Origin of the sequence: Citrobacter freundii complex sp. 2024EL-00216 (assembly GCF_043945515.1) — a bacterium.
GTDB lineage: Bacteria > Pseudomonadota > Gammaproteobacteria > Enterobacterales > Enterobacteriaceae > Citrobacter > Citrobacter portucalensis.
Map to the genome: position 1 here is coordinate 77,698 of NZ_JBIMRA010000004.1, position 14,737 is coordinate 92,434.

Sequence of the window (14,737 nt, forward strand, 5' to 3'; positions counted from 1 at the left end):
ATGCGGCCATTATATTCATCAATATTATGGCCGGAGAGGTTATGAGCAAACCCACCACTATCGCTGTGTTGCAGAAATGCAAACAAGAGAAAAAGCGCTTCGCGACTATCACCGCCTATGACTACAGCTTCGCTAAGCTGTTTGCCGATGAAGGCATCAACGTGATGCTGGTCGGTGATTCACTGGGCATGACGGTACAGGGGCACGACTCCACCCTGCCCGTCACCGTTGAAGACATTGCTTACCACACCCGAGCCGTGCGTCGCGGCGCACCGAATTGTCTGCTGCTCTCCGACCTACCGTTTATGGCTTATGCCACTCCGAAGCAGGCGTTTGAAAACGCTGCGGTGGTCATGCGCGCGGGCGCTAATATGGTCAAAATCGAAGGCGGCGCCTGGCTGGTAGATACGGTGAAAATGCTCACCGAACGCGCGGTGCCGGTTTGCGGCCATCTGGGATTAACGCCCCAGTCGGTGAATATCTTCGGCGGCTATAAAATTCAGGGCCGCGGCGACGCCGGGCAGGTACTGCTGGATGATGCGCTGGCCTTAGAAGCCGCTGGCGCTCAGTTGCTGGTGCTGGAGTGCGTGCCGGTTGAGCTGGCGAAGCGCGTCACTGAAGCGCTGTCGATCCCGGTGATTGGTATCGGTGCCGGCAACGTCACCGACGGACAAATCCTCGTCATGCATGATGCCTTTGGCATTACTGGTGGCCATATCCCGAAATTTGCGAAGAATTTCCTCAATGAAGCAGGCGACATGCGCGCCGCAGTGCGGCAGTATATGGCTGAAGTGGAGTCCGGCGTTTATCCGGGTGAAGAGCACAGCTTCCACTAATTTTCTGACCGTGCCGGATGACGACGCTACGCGTCTTATCCGGCCTACGGTACCTCAGGCAACTCAAGGAGTCTTGTCGTGTTAATCATTGAAACCTTGCCGCTGCTACGCCAGCATATTCGTCGTCTGCGTCAGGAAGGCAAACGCGTCGCACTGGTTCCCACCATGGGCAACCTGCACGACGGCCATATGAAACTGGTCGATGAAGCAAAAGCGCGGGCTGATGTGGTGTTCGTCAGCATTTTCGTTAACCCGATGCAGTTTGACCGACCGGATGATCTGGTGCGCTATCCGCGCACCCTGCAGGAAGATTGCGAAAAGCTGAACAAGCGTAAAGTCGATTATGTCTTTGCTCCGGCCGTTGAAGAGATCTACCCGCAGGGTCTGGAAGGCCAGACTTTCGTTGATGTTCCCGGCCTCTCTACCATGCTGGAAGGCGCCAGCCGCCCAGGCCACTTCCGTGGTGTTTCCACTATCGTCAGCAAGTTGTTTAACCTGATCCAACCCGATATCGCCTGCTTTGGTGAAAAAGATTTCCAACAGCTGGCGCTGATCCGCAAAATGGTAGCGGACATGGGTTATGACATTGAGATCGTTGGCGTACCGATTATTCGCGCCAAAGACGGTCTGGCCCTCAGCTCACGTAACGGTTATCTAACGGCAGAACAGCGTAAAATTGCGCCAGGCCTGCACAACGTGATGAACGGTATCGCTGAAAAGCTGATTGCGGGTAATCGTGAGCTGCAAGAAATTATTACCATTGCCGAACAAGAACTGAATGAAAAAGGCTTCCGCGCCGACGATATTCAGATTCGTGATGCCGACACGCTGCTGGAGTTGACTGAAACCAGTAAACGCGCGGTGATTCTGGCCGCAGCATGGCTGGGTCAGGCTCGTCTGATCGATAATCAAAGCGTTACATTAGCCCAGTAGACAGGGGTTAAAAATCGGGCAATACTGCCTGAAGATTTCTCAAAGCAGGCCAGTCGCGCCTGCTTAGCCAAGGTAAACGACAGGGTATAGAAGTTATGATTCGCACCATGCTGCAAGGCAAGCTCCACCGCGTAAAAGTCACGCAGGCGGACCTGCACTACGAAGGCTCCTGCGCCATCGACCAGGATTTCCTCGATGCCTCAGGTATTCTGGAAAACGAAGCTATTGATATCTGGAACGTAACCAATGGTAAACGTTTCTCAACCTATGCCATTGCGGCTGAACGCGGCTCCAGAATCATCTCGGTGAACGGTGCAGCGGCGCACTGTGCTGAAGTTGGCGACATTGTGATTATCGCCAGCTTCGTCACTATGTCTGACGAAGAAGCCCGTACATGGCGTCCGAAAGTGGCCTATTTTGAAGGCGACAACGAAATGAAACGCACTGCAAAAGCCATTCCGGTACAGGTCGCCTGACAGCCCTTACCCCTGCGGCTGATTGACTATCAGCCGCGACATTGTTTCCAGCGAATCCGTCCGCAGGATATACAGCCGCTTTAGCAACATCGGGTTATCGCCAGGCTTCACCTTCCCTTTCACCGTCGTCACCGCCAAATGAAAACCGGCATCATGCGCCGCTTTCACCGCCGTCGCGTTATAGCCGCCAAACGGATAGGAAAGATAGAGCACATGCGGATTAAACTGCCCGAGCGCCCGACGGGAGTGTTCAAAATCAAACAGAATATTGTGATAATTACGGCTGAGTAAAATTGGTCGTCGCTGGCCATCCACCCGATGCAAGAAATGGGTGTGCGACTGGAAGTCGAAAACATCTTTAATCCCTTCCAGCTCGGAAATACTCATAAACTGCAGCGACTTCGGATCCCACTTTTGCGGGTGACGTTTGATACGTGAGCTAATGATAAACGCCGTCGCCTTAAAGCCATACTGCTTGAGGACGGGATGCGCATAGCGGCTAACGGACTTCAGGCCATCATCGAACGTAATAACGACCGAACGCGCCGGAAGGTTTGCGCGATTATTGAGGTAGTCTTCTAACTGATACATCGTCAGCGTGGTATAGCCCATATCTCGCAGCCAGGTCATCTGGTTACTGAACGCGCGCACTGATGTGGTGGTGGAGGTATGACGAAAACGCGTGTTCTCTTCATCGCGCAGAATATGATGGTAAGTCAGAATCGGGATACCGTTATCCTGCTGAGCATCCAGCGCGCTAATGTAGGCCAGTCTGCCGCCAATGCGGATCTGGTACCAGGTCTGGTTGAGACGGTCTTTAAGCTTGCTGATAACCGGATATCGCAGATTATCCGCCAGCACGCCAAACGGAGCGCTACCGACATCCGGAGCGTTATACACCGGCGTATCTTTCCAGGTAATCAGGTTCTGGTTACTCAACGGTTTATTTAAGTCACCCAGGCCGTCTTCCACACGCTGACGCCCCTGCACAGGTTCCAGGTGCCCTTTGTCGATGTAGCCTTTGCCAAAACCGAAGTTGAAGGTGTAGTAATCCTTTGCATCCGGTTCAACGGCAATAATCTGTCCCGCGCGTAAATTACCGACAGTCTCAGTCTTATTGCCAACATGTGCCCAAATCACCGCATCTTCCGTGGTTTGCATATAGCGAGCGGGCAAGGCCGCACCTACGCCACCAGAAAACAGGAGCAACAGAACAAACAGAACGCGCATAACCATATGATTTAACCGAGGCGAGAAACCTCGGTTATTGTAGCAAAAGCATCATCAATACCAATGATTAATACTCATACAAATCATGCTTCAACACGAAGGGGGGATTTTTTTGTTGTTGATGCCAGAGGCTGGAGACTTCGGGGCCGCCAAGCGCGACGATGCAATCGCGAAACGCAGAACTGCTCAGCGATTCCCGTGACGAAATCATTCGCTCAAGCAATGGATAGCTGATACCTGAAATCACTTCGCATTGGGGATGTTTATGACTCATTAACGAAGCCACACGGTAAGGTGCAGCCCCGGCCATATCCGTCAGGAATACTACCCCTTCACCAGAGTCTGTGGCATGCAGGGCATGGCACATCATGCGGCTTAACATATTCGAGCTGAGCCCACGCCAGAAACTTACCGCCTGACATTGCTCCAACGGACCGTACTTTTTCTCCAGACGATGCAGCATATCCTGTGCCTTATCGTCATGACAGGTAATTACCCAACCTAACATTGCCTACCTCCTTAGCAGGCAAGTAGTTTATCAGGGTGATAAATCGGTAATGGTGATAAGCATCAAAAGTCTTCCTCTCCCGAGTCAGGAGAGGAAGAAAGAATTAGCTACGTAGGCCGCGTCCGCGCTGAATCAGGTACCAGCACAGCAAGTAAAACGCCGCAATGAACACCACCAGCACGCCAAACGTGGTGACCAGCGGAACATCGTGAATACCCAGGAAGCCGTAGCGGAAGCCGCTAATCATGTAGACAATTGGGTTCAGATGCGACAGTCCTTGCCAGAACGGCGGCAGCAGCGTTAACGAATAGAACACGCCACCCAGATAGGTCAGCGGTGTCAGCACGAAGGTGGGGATCAGGCTGATATCGTCAAAGGTTTTTGCAAAGACTGCGTTCAGCAAACCGGCCAGCGAGAACAGTACCGCCGTTAACACCAGCGTGAGCGCCACAAAGACCCAGGAATGCACCTGGAACGGCACGAAGAACAGTGAAATAGCCGTCACCAGAATGCCTACGCACAGGCCACGCGCCACGCCGCCGCCGACAAAACCGGCGATAATCACGTGCGTCGGCACCGGGGCGACCAGCAGCTCTTCGATATTGCGCTGAAACTTGGCGCTAAAAAACGACGAGGCCACGTTGGCATACGAGTTGGTGATCACTGCCATCATAATCAGCCCCGGTACAATAAACTGCATGTAGCTAAAGCCATGCATTTCGCCGATACGCGAGCCGATCAGGTTACCAAAGATAATAAAATAGAGCGTCATGGTGATGACGGGAGGCACCAAAGTCTGGACCCAGATACGCATAAAGCGGTGGATCTCTTTCGCCCAGATGCTTTTCAGCGCAACCCAGTAAAGCTGCATCATGCGCGATCTCCTTGTTTTTCATGCACCAGAGAAACAAACAGTTCTTCCAGTCGGTTCGCTTTGTTACGCATACTCAATACCTGAATGCCCTGTGCGCTCAGCTGAGAGAAGACGCTGTTGACCCCTTGTTCACGCAGAACCTCCACTTCCAGCGTGGAAGTGTCGACCAGTCGGTACTGATAACCTTCCAGTTTCGGCAGCGGACTTTTTGGTGCCAGATCGAGGATAAAGGTCTCGGATTTCAGCTTGGAGAGCAGACTCTTCATCGAGGTGTTTTCCACCAGCTCGCCGTGCTGAATAATGCCGATATTACGACACAGCATTTCCGCTTCTTCGAGATAGTGAGTGGTCAGAATAATGGTGGTGCCTTTGTCGTTTAAATCCTTTAAAAAGCCCCACATTGAACGACGCAGCTCAATGTCGACGCCCGCCGTTGGTTCATCCAGAATGAGTAATTTCGGCTCGTGCATCAGCGCACGGGCAATCATCAGACGACGTTTCATCCCACCAGACAGCATGCGCGCGCGCTCGTTACGTTTTTCCCATAAATCGAGCTGCTTTAAATATAGTTCGCTACGCTTAACGGCTTCTTTATGCTCAACGCCGTAGTAACCTGCCTGGTTGACCACGATCTGCTGCACGGTTTCAAACGGGTTAAAGTTAAACTCCTGCGGCACCAGACCAAGCTGGCGTTTAGCGTTAACCGTATCTTTTTCAAGATCGTATCCGAAGACACTCACCCGCCCGGAGGTTTTATTCACCAGCGAGCTGATTATTCCAATGGTGGTGGATTTTCCTGCGCCATTCGGTCCCAAAAGCGCATAAAAATCACCCGCTTCGACTTGCAAATCTATCCCGCGTAACGCCTGAACGCCACCGGGGTAAGTTTTTTTAAGTTGTTGAAGTTCCAGAGCAATGGTCATGGTTTTTTACTTACCTTACGTTCTGACATTTTATATATAGTTTAATTAATGCTGGAGTTACCCTATATTAGCCCATCGAATTTATCTGGCTTCGGGTCGTACAACTCCATGAAAGACATAGATACACTCATCAGCAACAATGCACTATGGTCAAAGATGCTGGTAGAAGAAGATCCCGGATTTTTTGAAACGCTGACACATGCCCAGAATCCGCGTTTTCTGTGGATTGGATGTTCCGATAGCCGCGTTCCCGCTGAACGATTAACCGGTCTTGAACCGGGTGAATTATTTGTTCACCGCAATGTTGCCAATCTGGTTATTCACACCGACCTGAACTGTCTCTCAGTGGTTCAGTATGCGGTGGATGTACTGGAAGTGGAACATATTATTATATGCGGCCACTATGGATGCGGCGGCGTCCAGGCGGCGATTGAAAATAAAGAACAGGGGCTGATTGATAACTGGTTACTGCACATCCGCGATATCTGGTTCAAACACAGCTCACTGCTGGGCGAAATGCCGCAGGAACGTCGTATGGACACCCTGTGCGAACTGAATGTCATGGAACAGGTCTATAACCTGGGCCACTCAACCATTATGCGTTCAGCCTGGAAGCGCGGTCAGAAAGTGACCATTCACGGCTGGGCTTACGGTATTCATGATGGCCTGCTGCGCGATCTCGACGTCACCGCCACCAGCCGCGAAACGCTGGAACAGCGCTATCGCCAGGGGTTGTCTAACCTGAGTCAGAAACACAGTAACCATAAATAATGTGACATTGCCGGGAGGCGGCGACGCCTTACCCGGCCTACAAACCTGCGCCATCAGGCGCTCCAGCCAGTTACTCGTCCAGCAGCACCACTTTGCCAACATACGGCAGATGGCGATAACGCTGGGCATAGTCAATGCCGTAACCGACCACAAACTCATCAGGAATTGAGAAGCCGATAAACTCGACCGGAACATTCACTTCACGACGAGAAGGTTTGTCCAGCAGCGTACAAATAGCCAGGGATTTCGGCTCGCGCAGGCTCAGAATTTCACGCACTTTGGACAGCGTATTGCCGGAGTCGATGATGTCTTCGACAATCAGCACGTCCTTGCCACGAATGTCTTCATCCAGGTCTTTCAGGATTTTAACATCACGCGTGGTAGACATTCCGCTGCCATAGCTGGATGCCGTCATGAAATCGACTTCGTGAGAGACATGCACTTCACGGCACAGATCCGCCATAAACATAAATGAGCCACGTAACAGACCAACCAGCACCATATCGCTGCCGCTGTCCTTGTAACGTTCGTTAATCTGACGCCCCAGTTCAGCAATACGCGCTTTGATCTCCGCTTCCGGGATCATGACTTCAACAATATGTTTCATAATCTATATATCTCACTGATTTTAACCAGTTAAAACCCAGCTCAGACTACGCAAATCAGTGAGAGTTGATACACCGATTGATATACGGATTATCGCACAAATCCGAAATGATGCGATAGCATGAGCACAGTGGAAAGGCGGCGAGTATACAGCATCGTGAGAGAGAATAAAAAAAGCACCGACCGAGATCGATGCTTTGCTTAGCTAAAAATGCTCTACCTGCGCGGCTTATCTGGCCTTCGCCACTCATAAGGCTGGGCGTTCATTCTTTGCCTGTACCTCGCTTTAGCAGCCTGCACTGAAGCTACTTTTGTACGTACTATTAATCGTTCCTGTGCGTTCAACACATGTCCAGATAAGCGGGCCATTTCAGTTAGCACATTCTCGATCTCTTCGTTATTCATAACGATTACCCACGAGGACGGCCAATGGAAGTGTACCCCACATCGTAGCTTAACCACGGAGTTGCCGTCGCGGCAGGCGTGACCTTCATTCCTTGGGGCGCACCTTCAAAGCTCACCTTCAGCTCTGCCGGTTGTCCTCGATTTAAAGATACAGACGGGGAGTATCGCCCCTGAGGGATGGAATCGCCGATCCCCAACAATTCACGCAGCCGAGGAATAAACCCCTTATAGCCCCGCTCATGCTCATTAGACTGCATTTTATCTACAAGGAACTGCCCTTTGCTTTTTCCTGCCTGCGTTGATTGCTTTTCCAGGTCTTCCAGCTGCTTGAACATGGATAACGCAATACCGATAGTGACAGTCATTGCACCCAATGAAGAGATACGCCCCAAAATACCTGACAGGGACTGTGCAGTACCCAGCGCAGAACGAAGAGAACCAACGGTCTTGACCATGAACATTCCGGCCATCACCGTTGAAATTGACGTGATTGTCGCCTCCCAGCCGCCCATAGACTGAGCCACTTTATCCAGCTCCCGCCAGACAGACTTCACAACCGGCCCAACTTTGTCCCAGTTACTGATAGCCAATGTGGCGCCCAAGGTGAGAAGAGATACCACTCTTCCGAGGGTTGACATCTTCATCACACCTTCCAGAATTTTAGCCGCTCGTGAAGCTGTGCCGAACGCTGCGCCAACGCTGAGTAGAGCTACGCCAAGCTTAAAGGTGTTTTTCACTACATCAGGGTTATTTTTGACATATTGCCTGAATTGCTCCAGTACCGGCTGCACCTTCTTCGTGAGTTGAGTAATGTAGGGTAAAAACACCGAGCCAATGGTGACGCTCGCTGCATCAAACTGGTTGCGTAGAAGCTGCACGGCGTTCTGGGTGGTTGCCGCCCTGGATGCGTACTCTTTTTGCATTGAACCGGCGTATTGCTGCGCATCACTCACACGCCCAAAATTCGTTCTCAATAAATCAAGGTTTGTCAGCAAAGGAACGATTGCTTCTGCGGATTCAGAACCAAAAAGTTTTAGTGTTGCAGCCTGATGCCTGTCTTTCGATATCTTGCTGATCGAGTCTAATACTTTGACAATGGTGCCCTTGGCATCCTTCTGCATATCCTTGGCAAGTTGGGTATTATTGAAGCCAAGCATTTGAAAACCGGCGATCTGGTCTTTCGTCATCGCCTTACCAGCGGTGAGTGCTTTGGTCAGGTTTTTAATACCAGTAGAGGCAACCTCGGACTGAACGCCAACGCCAGTGATAGTTGCACCTAAAGCGGCGACTTCACCACTGTTTAGGCCTGCGGTTTTACCGATACTGCCAACGCGGGTAACAACGTCAGAGATTTTCTTCGCATTAGCTGGGCCTGTGTTCCCCAGGAAGTTAATCTTATCCGCAAGCGTGACAACCTCACCCTGCGTCATTTTGAAAGCAGTGCGCCAGGTAGCCATCATCTGCCCCGACTCTTCTGCTGTCTGGTCGAATGCAATCCCCATTTTCACTGCATCACTGGCAAATCCAATCAACTCTTTACGGGCAATACCAGCCTGCCCACCAGCTGCGACGATCTGTCCGATGCCTTCAGCAGCCATTGGTAGCTGTGTTGAGAGTTTAAGGACAGCTTCGCCCATTTCAGAAAACTGTTTGGCGTTATCGAAATCCACCACCTTTCGAATATCGGCCATCGTTGACTCAAAGGCCATCGCTTTATTGATCGGGAGAGCAAAGGCCGTCGTCAATGCCGTTCCCATTGCCAGTGCCTTAACGGCTATATCCCCGGTTTGTTCCCTGAACTTTTTGATGTTTTTCTGCATCTTTTTAAGTTCAGGGGTCAACTTATCTACCCCCGAGATAATGGCTTTTAGCTGAAAATTATCTGCCACGATTCATCTCCTCACCGATTCTGACCGCCTCCTGTTCCAGCTCCAGAAACTGGCTGAGGGGCTGATGTTTCAAATCCAGCGGGTTAACCCGCCAGAAATGTGCAACATTGTAGAGTCGCTCTCTTAGTCCTCTTGGTTCCCCGACCCCGTAAAAAAACCAATCACGGCCATACCCACACTAAATACATCCCCCGGAGTCATCTGTTTTGCTGAGGAACGGGGAATACCGGCCAGAACCGGGATATATTTCAGCGCAGATGCCGTGTTTAAATTCATTTCGCCACTGGCGGTGTAACTAAACGGGATGCCCAGAGATTCGATCTCATCGTAAGTAGGCTCACGTAGTTCCAGTACACGAACTTCTTCGCCATGAGCGGTAATCGGTTTGCTGAGAATGATTTCTTTCATTAAATGGTTCCTTATTTTGCTAATTTTGAAGAAGTGATCAGACCCGCGGCGATCCGCGAATCAGGGCAGAGTTGGCGTACATTAACGCCGCCGCACAGCTCACTAATACGGGGCATAACGTTACGCATAGATGCTGGGATGTTGATGCCATTACCGAGCGTGGCCGCGTTGAAATGCGGGGTGGAAATGCGTTTAGATACCATTGAAATTCTCCAACCAGGATTGATGTTCTTCACTTACGGAGTAAGCGAACTCTTCGTTTTCATTGAGACACGTACCGAGTGCCATCAGAAAAGCAACGGCAGGGTCGATCTTGTTTGCTGATTTCTTTTTATTCGGTTTGATGTTGGCTGCAGCATCGGTTTCCATTACGACGTTGCTGATTGCCCAGGCCAATATAGGATCGCCGTTGTGCTGGATAACCTTGCGGTTAACGAATACCTCAGCGGCCTTGGCTACTGGGCTAAATTTCTGGAAGGTCTGTGGGAAAGGTACAACATCAAACCCGGCCCCCATTAACTGAGTGCGTAAATGTGTGGCATTCCATGTATCGAATCCGACCTGCACGACATCGAATTCTTCAGCATCTGCGAGAATGTCATCCCGGATGCGATCGTAATCTATGCAATCACCAGGCGTAGTACGGAGCCAACCAGCCTTTTGCCAGCCTCGGTAAAGTTGACGGTTTTTATTTGCTGGGTTCGCCAGTTGCAATTCAGGAAGATAGTGTCGGGTGACAATTTTAAGCTCCCTGCCCAGTGGGAATATGTAGCTGACGCTGGAAATGTCGCTGGTTGAGGAAAGATCCAGACCTATGTAGCAACGGGCGCCGGTCAGTTCAGCATCCTGATAGTCCACCTGACAGGCATCCCACATCCCGCGACCAAGCCAGGGCGTTGCTCCCTGACACCAGATATTGAAACGCTTGGTAAGCATCTCCACCCACTGGGAGGGTATTCCACGTGCTTTCTGGATGGTGTCACTCAGCGCATCACGGTTTACCGATACATCCAGATTGGGGTTAGCCTTCACCCATAGCTCTGGCTGGTCGATTTCTTTCTCATCATCCAGCTCGTAAATCAGTGCAAACAGCGAGTCATTGACCTCATCACCGTCAAGAATCTGGCAGCAATAATCATAATGCTGCTTACATGCTGACACGATGCTGCTGCCTGCGGTCGTGATGGCAAACAGAAAAGGCTCGGGGCGAGCCCCCATCCCCAGTTCCAGCGCAGAGTAAACACTGTTATCCGGGTGCAGGTGATATTCATCGACAATAGCCAAGCTGGGGTTTGTTCCCTCGATAGTGGCCGCTTTAGCCGCCAGGGGCTTAAGCAGGCTATTTGATTTCGGGTAAACCATTTTATGCTGCTGAATTGCCAGTCTTTTGCGTAATGGTTTCGACAGCAGGCTCATTTGGCGGGCATCATCAAACACGATACGGGCCTGATCGCGACTCACAGCCGCGGTGTAAATATCCTGTTGTCCTTCTTCCATCACCAGGAACCAGTTAGCGAGTATGGCCGCTACCGTTGATTTGGCATTTTTGCGTGGAACCTGGATGTAGGCGCTACGGTATTTCCTCAACCCGTTAGCTCTGACCCGGAATCCCAATAAGCAGGCAAAAGCGAATTGTTGCCATGGCTCAAGCACAATAGGCTGGCCGCGTAGAGGCCCTTTCACATGAGGGCAGACGCGGGAGAACGCAATAAAACGCTCAACAACGGCGTTATCAAACACGTAACGAGGGTCTTCGAGGTCGGAAAAGTACCTGATTACCGCCTGTTTAATGCGCTTACAGGCAGCAATTTCCCCATCTTTTATGGCAACTGCGTACTCATGCCATGCGGTCAATTTCATCATCCTCATCAGTTTCTACCGGGTTACGGCGGCGGCTTACAGGGTCAAAGCCCAGCAGCGAGGACATCTTAATCATGATTTTTTCCGCATCGGCCTTTGCACTCAGAGCGGGATTTCGGCTCTCGCTGCCTTGGCTGTTTGTAATGCTGAAGCCACGGCTGGCCACGTCCTCAACCGCCTTCCGATAAATCGAATAATTGGCGCAGTAAAGTTCAAGATTGATCCAATCTGCCGGGGTCAAATCACCACGTTCTGCCAATTGCTTCGCTTTTGCCTTCCATTGCTGGCTGGCTAGTTCATCCAGGTAAGCTGGCGGTTTCGGAGGTCTTGCCATCGTTCGTCCTTATTTTCAGAAAAAATGCCGTGCGAAAAAATTTGAGGGGGCGCTCGGTCCCGGCTGCTTTGCCGTTTGTTTTGAAAACTCCCCCCACCCCATGCGCTCAGTCACCCTTCACCCCTGTCTTGCCCTGATGGAACTGCCAGTCTCTCGCATATGCAGCTCTGCGTTCTTCGGCCAGGTAGTAGCCAGCCGCTCGATTAGATTTGGTTAACGGATCATCCTGCACGGTCTTACGGTTATGGCAGGCATGACATAGCGGCTGGTGATTCCACTCAGGCCAGAACAGCACATCAGCCTCACCATCAATTGGAATGATGTGATCAACAATGACGGCTGGAGTGAACTGCCCTGATTTCTGGCAGGATTTACATAGAGGGTTAGCTTTCAAATACCGCAGTCGATATCGCTGCCAGCGGTTGGTATAGCCGCGCTCAGTGCGCGTGACACGTCGTGAGTCGTGCTCAGCTCTGGCCTGGCTGCGATGCTCAGCACAGCGTCCTGATTTAACCCGCGCCTTACAGCCAGGAACGGTACAGTAACGAAGAGGGGCAAACGGCATTAATAAACCCCCGGATCACGATAGATACTCCAGAGGGCGCTGGTTGCGAGAGGTACTTCACTCTTCTCTACTTCTGACACCATGTCACGGTTCTCGTACAGAAACGCCATATACATCAGACATCCCACCCTGATTGCTGGCGTGAAATCGAGAGAGTCACCGAACCGCCTGCCGATATGGGTCTGGCAAACCTCCAGTGCTGCAGCAATGAGCCCGGTAAGCAGCTCATCTTCGTAATCAAAATCGTTATCCAGCCTCAGGTGCGCTTTCGCTTCTTCAAGGCTAATCTGAGCTGCTGCCATCATTTCCCCCCTTCACTTCTACCGTTTGTTTCCATGCCTGGCTGTATTCATCGCCGCCTTCACGTGGTGGCATACCTTCACGCTCGCGAGCCTCGTTGGGGCACATAACGCCAGATTTGATGCCTTTCTCATAAGTGCCAAAGCGTTCCGTTGGGTTTGCACGCAGCAGATCAGCAGAGTCAAATTCGACCTGATAGCGAACACCAGGGATTGCCGAAGTGAAAAGGAGTGATGATTTGATTTGCTGTTCAAAGTTCGCCAGCCATGGGCGCATAGTCATAGTGAGGAACGCTCGGCTCGCTTCGCTAAAGTTGCTGTACGAGCTGTTGCTGTAATCCTGCAGGAAGATAGGCGAGACGTTGAACATGCGAGCGATGTCTTCAATGGAGAACCGACGCGATGCCAGCCATTCGGCATCCTGATTACTCATTCCCAGTTGCTTGTAGTCCATTCCACCTTCAAGGATCGGAACCTTCCCGGCATTTCTGGCACCCTGATAACGTTCCAAGACCTTTTTGACCTTTTCACCCTTGGGCCCATCAAGGTACTCACCCGTGGTCAGGACACCGCTAGCCAGCATTCCATCTTTCATGGTGCTGGCGCCATGACGTTGCTGGGCCAGCCCGAGACCCAATGTTTCGCGGCAAATGGTGACAGGAGAACGCCCCAGGAAGCCGTCGTCAGTTGCATATCGCAGATGAAGAATTTCTTCCTGAAGGTAGGTTTTCACGGCTCCTGAGTATGGTTCGGTAATCGTGTACTTATAGCGCTTGTCGCCAATTCGCTCAGGCACAACAGAGCCTGGGGCGTATGGATGCAACGCTTTCGGCTGGCCGTCTTTACCCCAATCGATCACCGCATAAGCATTCCCATTGAGCAGGCAATGACGCATCATCGTGCGCTTAAACTGATAGGCCGTCTGGTAATCATTGGGGTGTTCATTGAGGAGCAGATCCACAGGGTGGGCGCTCAACCATTCCCGGGCCTCACGCCCTTTGTCATTCCTGACCAGGTAGAGAAAGCACGGCATGGTTGCCACGGCTTCACTGATAACAGCAACGGCATTCATCACCGCCGGCAGGGACTCCGCAGTACCCGTCGAGACATATTCTCCCGAGCCGGTATTTGGAATCCCTGCCATCGCCAAAAACTCATCAATGGTCATGCTTCGTTGTTCAGGCTTGCGGCTAAAAGGCCAAAGATTCCACATATCAAAGCCCCGCCAGCACAGCCCAACGACTGCGATTATCAACGCCGCCGCGCAGCTGAGGATGTTGTGAGAACAGAGAACGATGCGCAATTTCCACACCAGACTCAGGATATGCAGGCATGGAAGTAACTGTTATTTCGCGCAACTCAGCGGCGGTGACGGTACGAATATATGGCTCAGGCGTGATGTCCCATGATTCTTTCAAGGCACGGAACCCAAAACTCATACCAGAAAGATCACCACGTTCCACCAGCGCCAGTACATCATTACCGAGCTGGGTATTCGGTGGGGTTAGCTCAAAGCGCAGACCGATATCATCTTCTGCCAGCACGAGCGTCCCTGATTTTGTGCGCCCCAATAGCTGGGTATAGTTATGTTCATACAGCGCACGCACATCACTACCGGATGCCAGGCTGTCTTTAAACGCCCCTGGAGAGAACTGTTCGCGGAATTCATCCCAGATCACTTCTGACAAGCTATTCCAGCGCACCGCATAGCCCACCAGCTTTCTGTCGCTGGCGCTCAGCTCAGAGGTTCGGATTTCAAAATCAATACTTTTCATTGCCAGACTCCACTGAGGCAAAAGGGGCCGAGGCCCCTAAAGTTC

General features: G+C 51.5%; 18 protein-coding genes. 4 read left to right on the plus strand and 14 right to left on the minus strand.

Going from position 1 to position 14,737, the window contains the following annotated elements; all coding sequences use genetic code 11:
• Positions 1-41: 41 nt before the first annotated feature.
• From panB to panD, 3 genes are all read left to right on the plus strand, one after another.
• The gene (gene panB / locus ACHHZ7_RS06400; RefSeq protein ID WP_048236117.1) at positions 42-836 is read left to right on the plus strand and encodes a 3-methyl-2-oxobutanoate hydroxymethyltransferase; all 795 of its coding nucleotides are present in this window, start codon (positions 42-44) and stop codon (positions 834-836) included.
• Positions 837-914: 78 nt separating this feature from the next.
• Complete coding sequence (panC, locus tag ACHHZ7_RS06405) at positions 915-1,769, plus strand: pantoate--beta-alanine ligase (protein WP_008786233.1); 855 nt, start codon at positions 915-917, stop codon at positions 1,767-1,769.
• A 95-nt stretch (positions 1,770-1,864) separates the two neighbouring features.
• Positions 1,865-2,245: an aspartate 1-decarboxylase gene (gene panD / locus ACHHZ7_RS06410; RefSeq protein WP_000621526.1), complete on the plus strand. Its 381-nt coding sequence runs from the start codon at positions 1,865-1,867 to the stop codon at positions 2,243-2,245.
• Between the two features lie 6 nt (positions 2,246-2,251).
• On the opposite strand, the gene ACHHZ7_RS06415 is transcribed toward panD, so the two are convergent.
• From ACHHZ7_RS06415 to ACHHZ7_RS06430, 4 genes are all read right to left on the minus strand, one after another.
• Positions 2,252-3,481 carry a polysaccharide deacetylase family protein gene (locus ACHHZ7_RS06415; protein ID WP_060682740.1) on the minus strand — a complete coding sequence of 410 codons (1,230 nt, stop codon included), beginning with the start codon at positions 3,479-3,481 and terminating at the stop codon, positions 2,252-2,254.
• Between the two features lie 61 nt (positions 3,482-3,542).
• Positions 3,543-3,983 (minus strand): PTS sugar transporter subunit IIA, encoded by a 441-nt coding sequence (locus tag ACHHZ7_RS06420; RefSeq protein ID WP_032942385.1) that lies wholly within the window; start codon positions 3,981-3,983, stop codon positions 3,543-3,545.
• A gap of 103 nt (positions 3,984-4,086) precedes the next feature.
• Positions 4,087-4,857 carry an ABC transporter permease gene (locus ACHHZ7_RS06425; RefSeq protein WP_003829467.1) on the minus strand — a complete coding sequence of 257 codons (771 nt, stop codon included), beginning with the start codon at positions 4,855-4,857 and terminating at the stop codon, positions 4,087-4,089.
• Positions 4,854-5,780 carry an ABC transporter ATP-binding protein gene (locus tag ACHHZ7_RS06430; RefSeq protein WP_003829469.1) on the minus strand — a complete coding sequence of 309 codons (927 nt, stop codon included), beginning with the start codon at positions 5,778-5,780 and terminating at the stop codon, positions 4,854-4,856. Before ACHHZ7_RS06430 ends, ACHHZ7_RS06425 begins: the two co-directional genes overlap by 4 nt.
• 108 nt (positions 5,781-5,888) lie before the next feature.
• Between ACHHZ7_RS06430 and can the strand changes: the two genes are divergently transcribed.
• Positions 5,889-6,551, plus strand: a complete 663-nt coding sequence (can, locus tag ACHHZ7_RS06435; RefSeq protein WP_003018654.1) for a carbonate dehydratase — start codon at positions 5,889-5,891, stop codon at positions 6,549-6,551.
• Positions 6,552-6,621: 70 nt separating this feature from the next.
• On the opposite strand, the gene hpt is transcribed toward can, so the two are convergent.
• The 10 genes from hpt to ACHHZ7_RS06485 all read right to left on the minus strand — a co-directional run bounded on the left by hpt (position 6,622) and on the right by ACHHZ7_RS06485 (position 14,692).
• Positions 6,622-7,158: a hypoxanthine phosphoribosyltransferase gene (hpt, locus tag ACHHZ7_RS06440; RefSeq protein WP_181490572.1), complete on the minus strand. Its 537-nt coding sequence runs from the start codon at positions 7,156-7,158 to the stop codon at positions 6,622-6,624.
• Positions 7,159-7,567: 409 nt separating this feature from the next.
• On the minus strand, positions 7,568-9,451 hold the full coding sequence (locus ACHHZ7_RS06445; RefSeq protein WP_395148799.1) for a phage tail tape measure protein: 1,884 nt from the start codon (positions 9,449-9,451) through the stop codon (positions 7,568-7,570).
• 123 nt (positions 9,452-9,574) lie between these two features.
• Entirely contained in the window at positions 9,575-9,859 is a 285-nt protein-coding gene (locus tag ACHHZ7_RS06450; RefSeq protein WP_191212506.1) for a phage tail assembly protein, read from the minus strand.
• Positions 9,860-9,870: 11 nt separating this feature from the next.
• A complete protein-coding gene (locus ACHHZ7_RS06455) occupies positions 9,871-10,062 on the minus strand; it encodes a hypothetical protein (RefSeq protein ID WP_279083420.1) in 192 nt (63 codons plus the stop codon).
• Entirely contained in the window at positions 10,052-11,713 is a 1,662-nt protein-coding gene (locus ACHHZ7_RS06460; protein WP_395148801.1) for a terminase large subunit, read from the minus strand. Before ACHHZ7_RS06460 ends, ACHHZ7_RS06455 begins: the two co-directional genes overlap by 11 nt.
• The gene (locus ACHHZ7_RS06465; protein ID WP_191212508.1) at positions 11,697-12,053 is read right to left on the minus strand and encodes a phage terminase small subunit P27 family; all 357 of its coding nucleotides are present in this window, start codon (positions 12,051-12,053) and stop codon (positions 11,697-11,699) included. The genes ACHHZ7_RS06460 and ACHHZ7_RS06465 overlap by 17 nt, the downstream gene beginning before the upstream one ends.
• 106 nt (positions 12,054-12,159) lie before the next feature.
• Entirely contained in the window at positions 12,160-12,618 is a 459-nt protein-coding gene (locus tag ACHHZ7_RS06470; protein ID WP_395148803.1) for an HNH endonuclease, read from the minus strand.
• On the minus strand, positions 12,618-12,920 hold the full coding sequence (locus ACHHZ7_RS06475) for a head-tail connector protein (protein WP_279083469.1): 303 nt from the start codon (positions 12,918-12,920) through the stop codon (positions 12,618-12,620). Before ACHHZ7_RS06475 ends, ACHHZ7_RS06470 begins: the two co-directional genes overlap by 1 nt.
• Positions 12,901-14,130, minus strand: coding sequence for a phage portal protein (locus ACHHZ7_RS06480; protein ID WP_395148805.1), 1,230 nt, complete (start codon positions 14,128-14,130; stop codon positions 12,901-12,903). Before ACHHZ7_RS06480 ends, ACHHZ7_RS06475 begins: the two co-directional genes overlap by 20 nt.
• 1 nt (position 14,131) lies before the next feature.
• Positions 14,132-14,692: an HK97 family phage prohead protease gene (locus tag ACHHZ7_RS06485; RefSeq protein ID WP_395148807.1), complete on the minus strand. Its 561-nt coding sequence runs from the start codon at positions 14,690-14,692 to the stop codon at positions 14,132-14,134.
• Positions 14,693-14,737 lie beyond the last annotated feature (45 nt).

Coding starts and splice junctions, on each gene's coding strand:
- ACHHZ7_RS06480 (WP_395148805.1), bottom strand. CDS start 14,130: ATGTGGAATCTTTGGCCTTTTAGCCGCAAGCCTGAACAACGAAGCATG.
- ACHHZ7_RS06450 (WP_191212506.1), bottom strand. CDS start 9,859: ATGAAAGAAATCATTCTCAGCAAACCGATTACCGCTCATGGCGAAGAA.
- panD (WP_000621526.1), top strand. CDS start 1,865: ATGATTCGCACCATGCTGCAAGGCAAGCTCCACCGCGTAAAAGTCACG.
- ACHHZ7_RS06415 (WP_060682740.1), bottom strand. CDS start 3,481: ATGGTTATGCGCGTTCTGTTTGTTCTGTTGCTCCTGTTTTCTGGTGGC.
- ACHHZ7_RS06425 (WP_003829467.1), bottom strand. CDS start 4,857: ATGATGCAGCTTTACTGGGTTGCGCTGAAAAGCATCTGGGCGAAAGAG.
- ACHHZ7_RS06470 (WP_395148803.1), bottom strand. CDS start 12,618: ATGCCGTTTGCCCCTCTTCGTTACTGTACCGTTCCTGGCTGTAAGGCG.
- panB (WP_048236117.1), top strand. CDS start 42: ATGAGCAAACCCACCACTATCGCTGTGTTGCAGAAATGCAAACAAGAG.
- hpt (WP_181490572.1), bottom strand. CDS start 7,158: ATGAAACATATTGTTGAAGTCATGATCCCGGAAGCGGAGATCAAAGCG.
- ACHHZ7_RS06430 (WP_003829469.1), bottom strand. CDS start 5,780: ATGACCATTGCTCTGGAACTTCAACAACTTAAAAAAACTTACCCCGGT.
- can (WP_003018654.1), top strand. CDS start 5,889: ATGAAAGACATAGATACACTCATCAGCAACAATGCACTATGGTCAAAG.
- ACHHZ7_RS06420 (WP_032942385.1), bottom strand. CDS start 3,983: ATGTTAGGTTGGGTAATTACCTGTCATGACGATAAGGCACAGGATATG.
- ACHHZ7_RS06485 (WP_395148807.1), bottom strand. CDS start 14,692: ATGAAAAGTATTGATTTTGAAATCCGAACCTCTGAGCTGAGCGCCAGC.
- ACHHZ7_RS06465 (WP_191212508.1), bottom strand. CDS start 12,053: ATGGCAAGACCTCCGAAACCGCCAGCTTACCTGGATGAACTAGCCAGC.
- ACHHZ7_RS06455 (WP_279083420.1), bottom strand. CDS start 10,062: ATGGTATCTAAACGCATTTCCACCCCGCATTTCAACGCGGCCACGCTC.
- ACHHZ7_RS06475 (WP_279083469.1), bottom strand. CDS start 12,920: ATGGCAGCAGCTCAGATTAGCCTTGAAGAAGCGAAAGCGCACCTGAGG.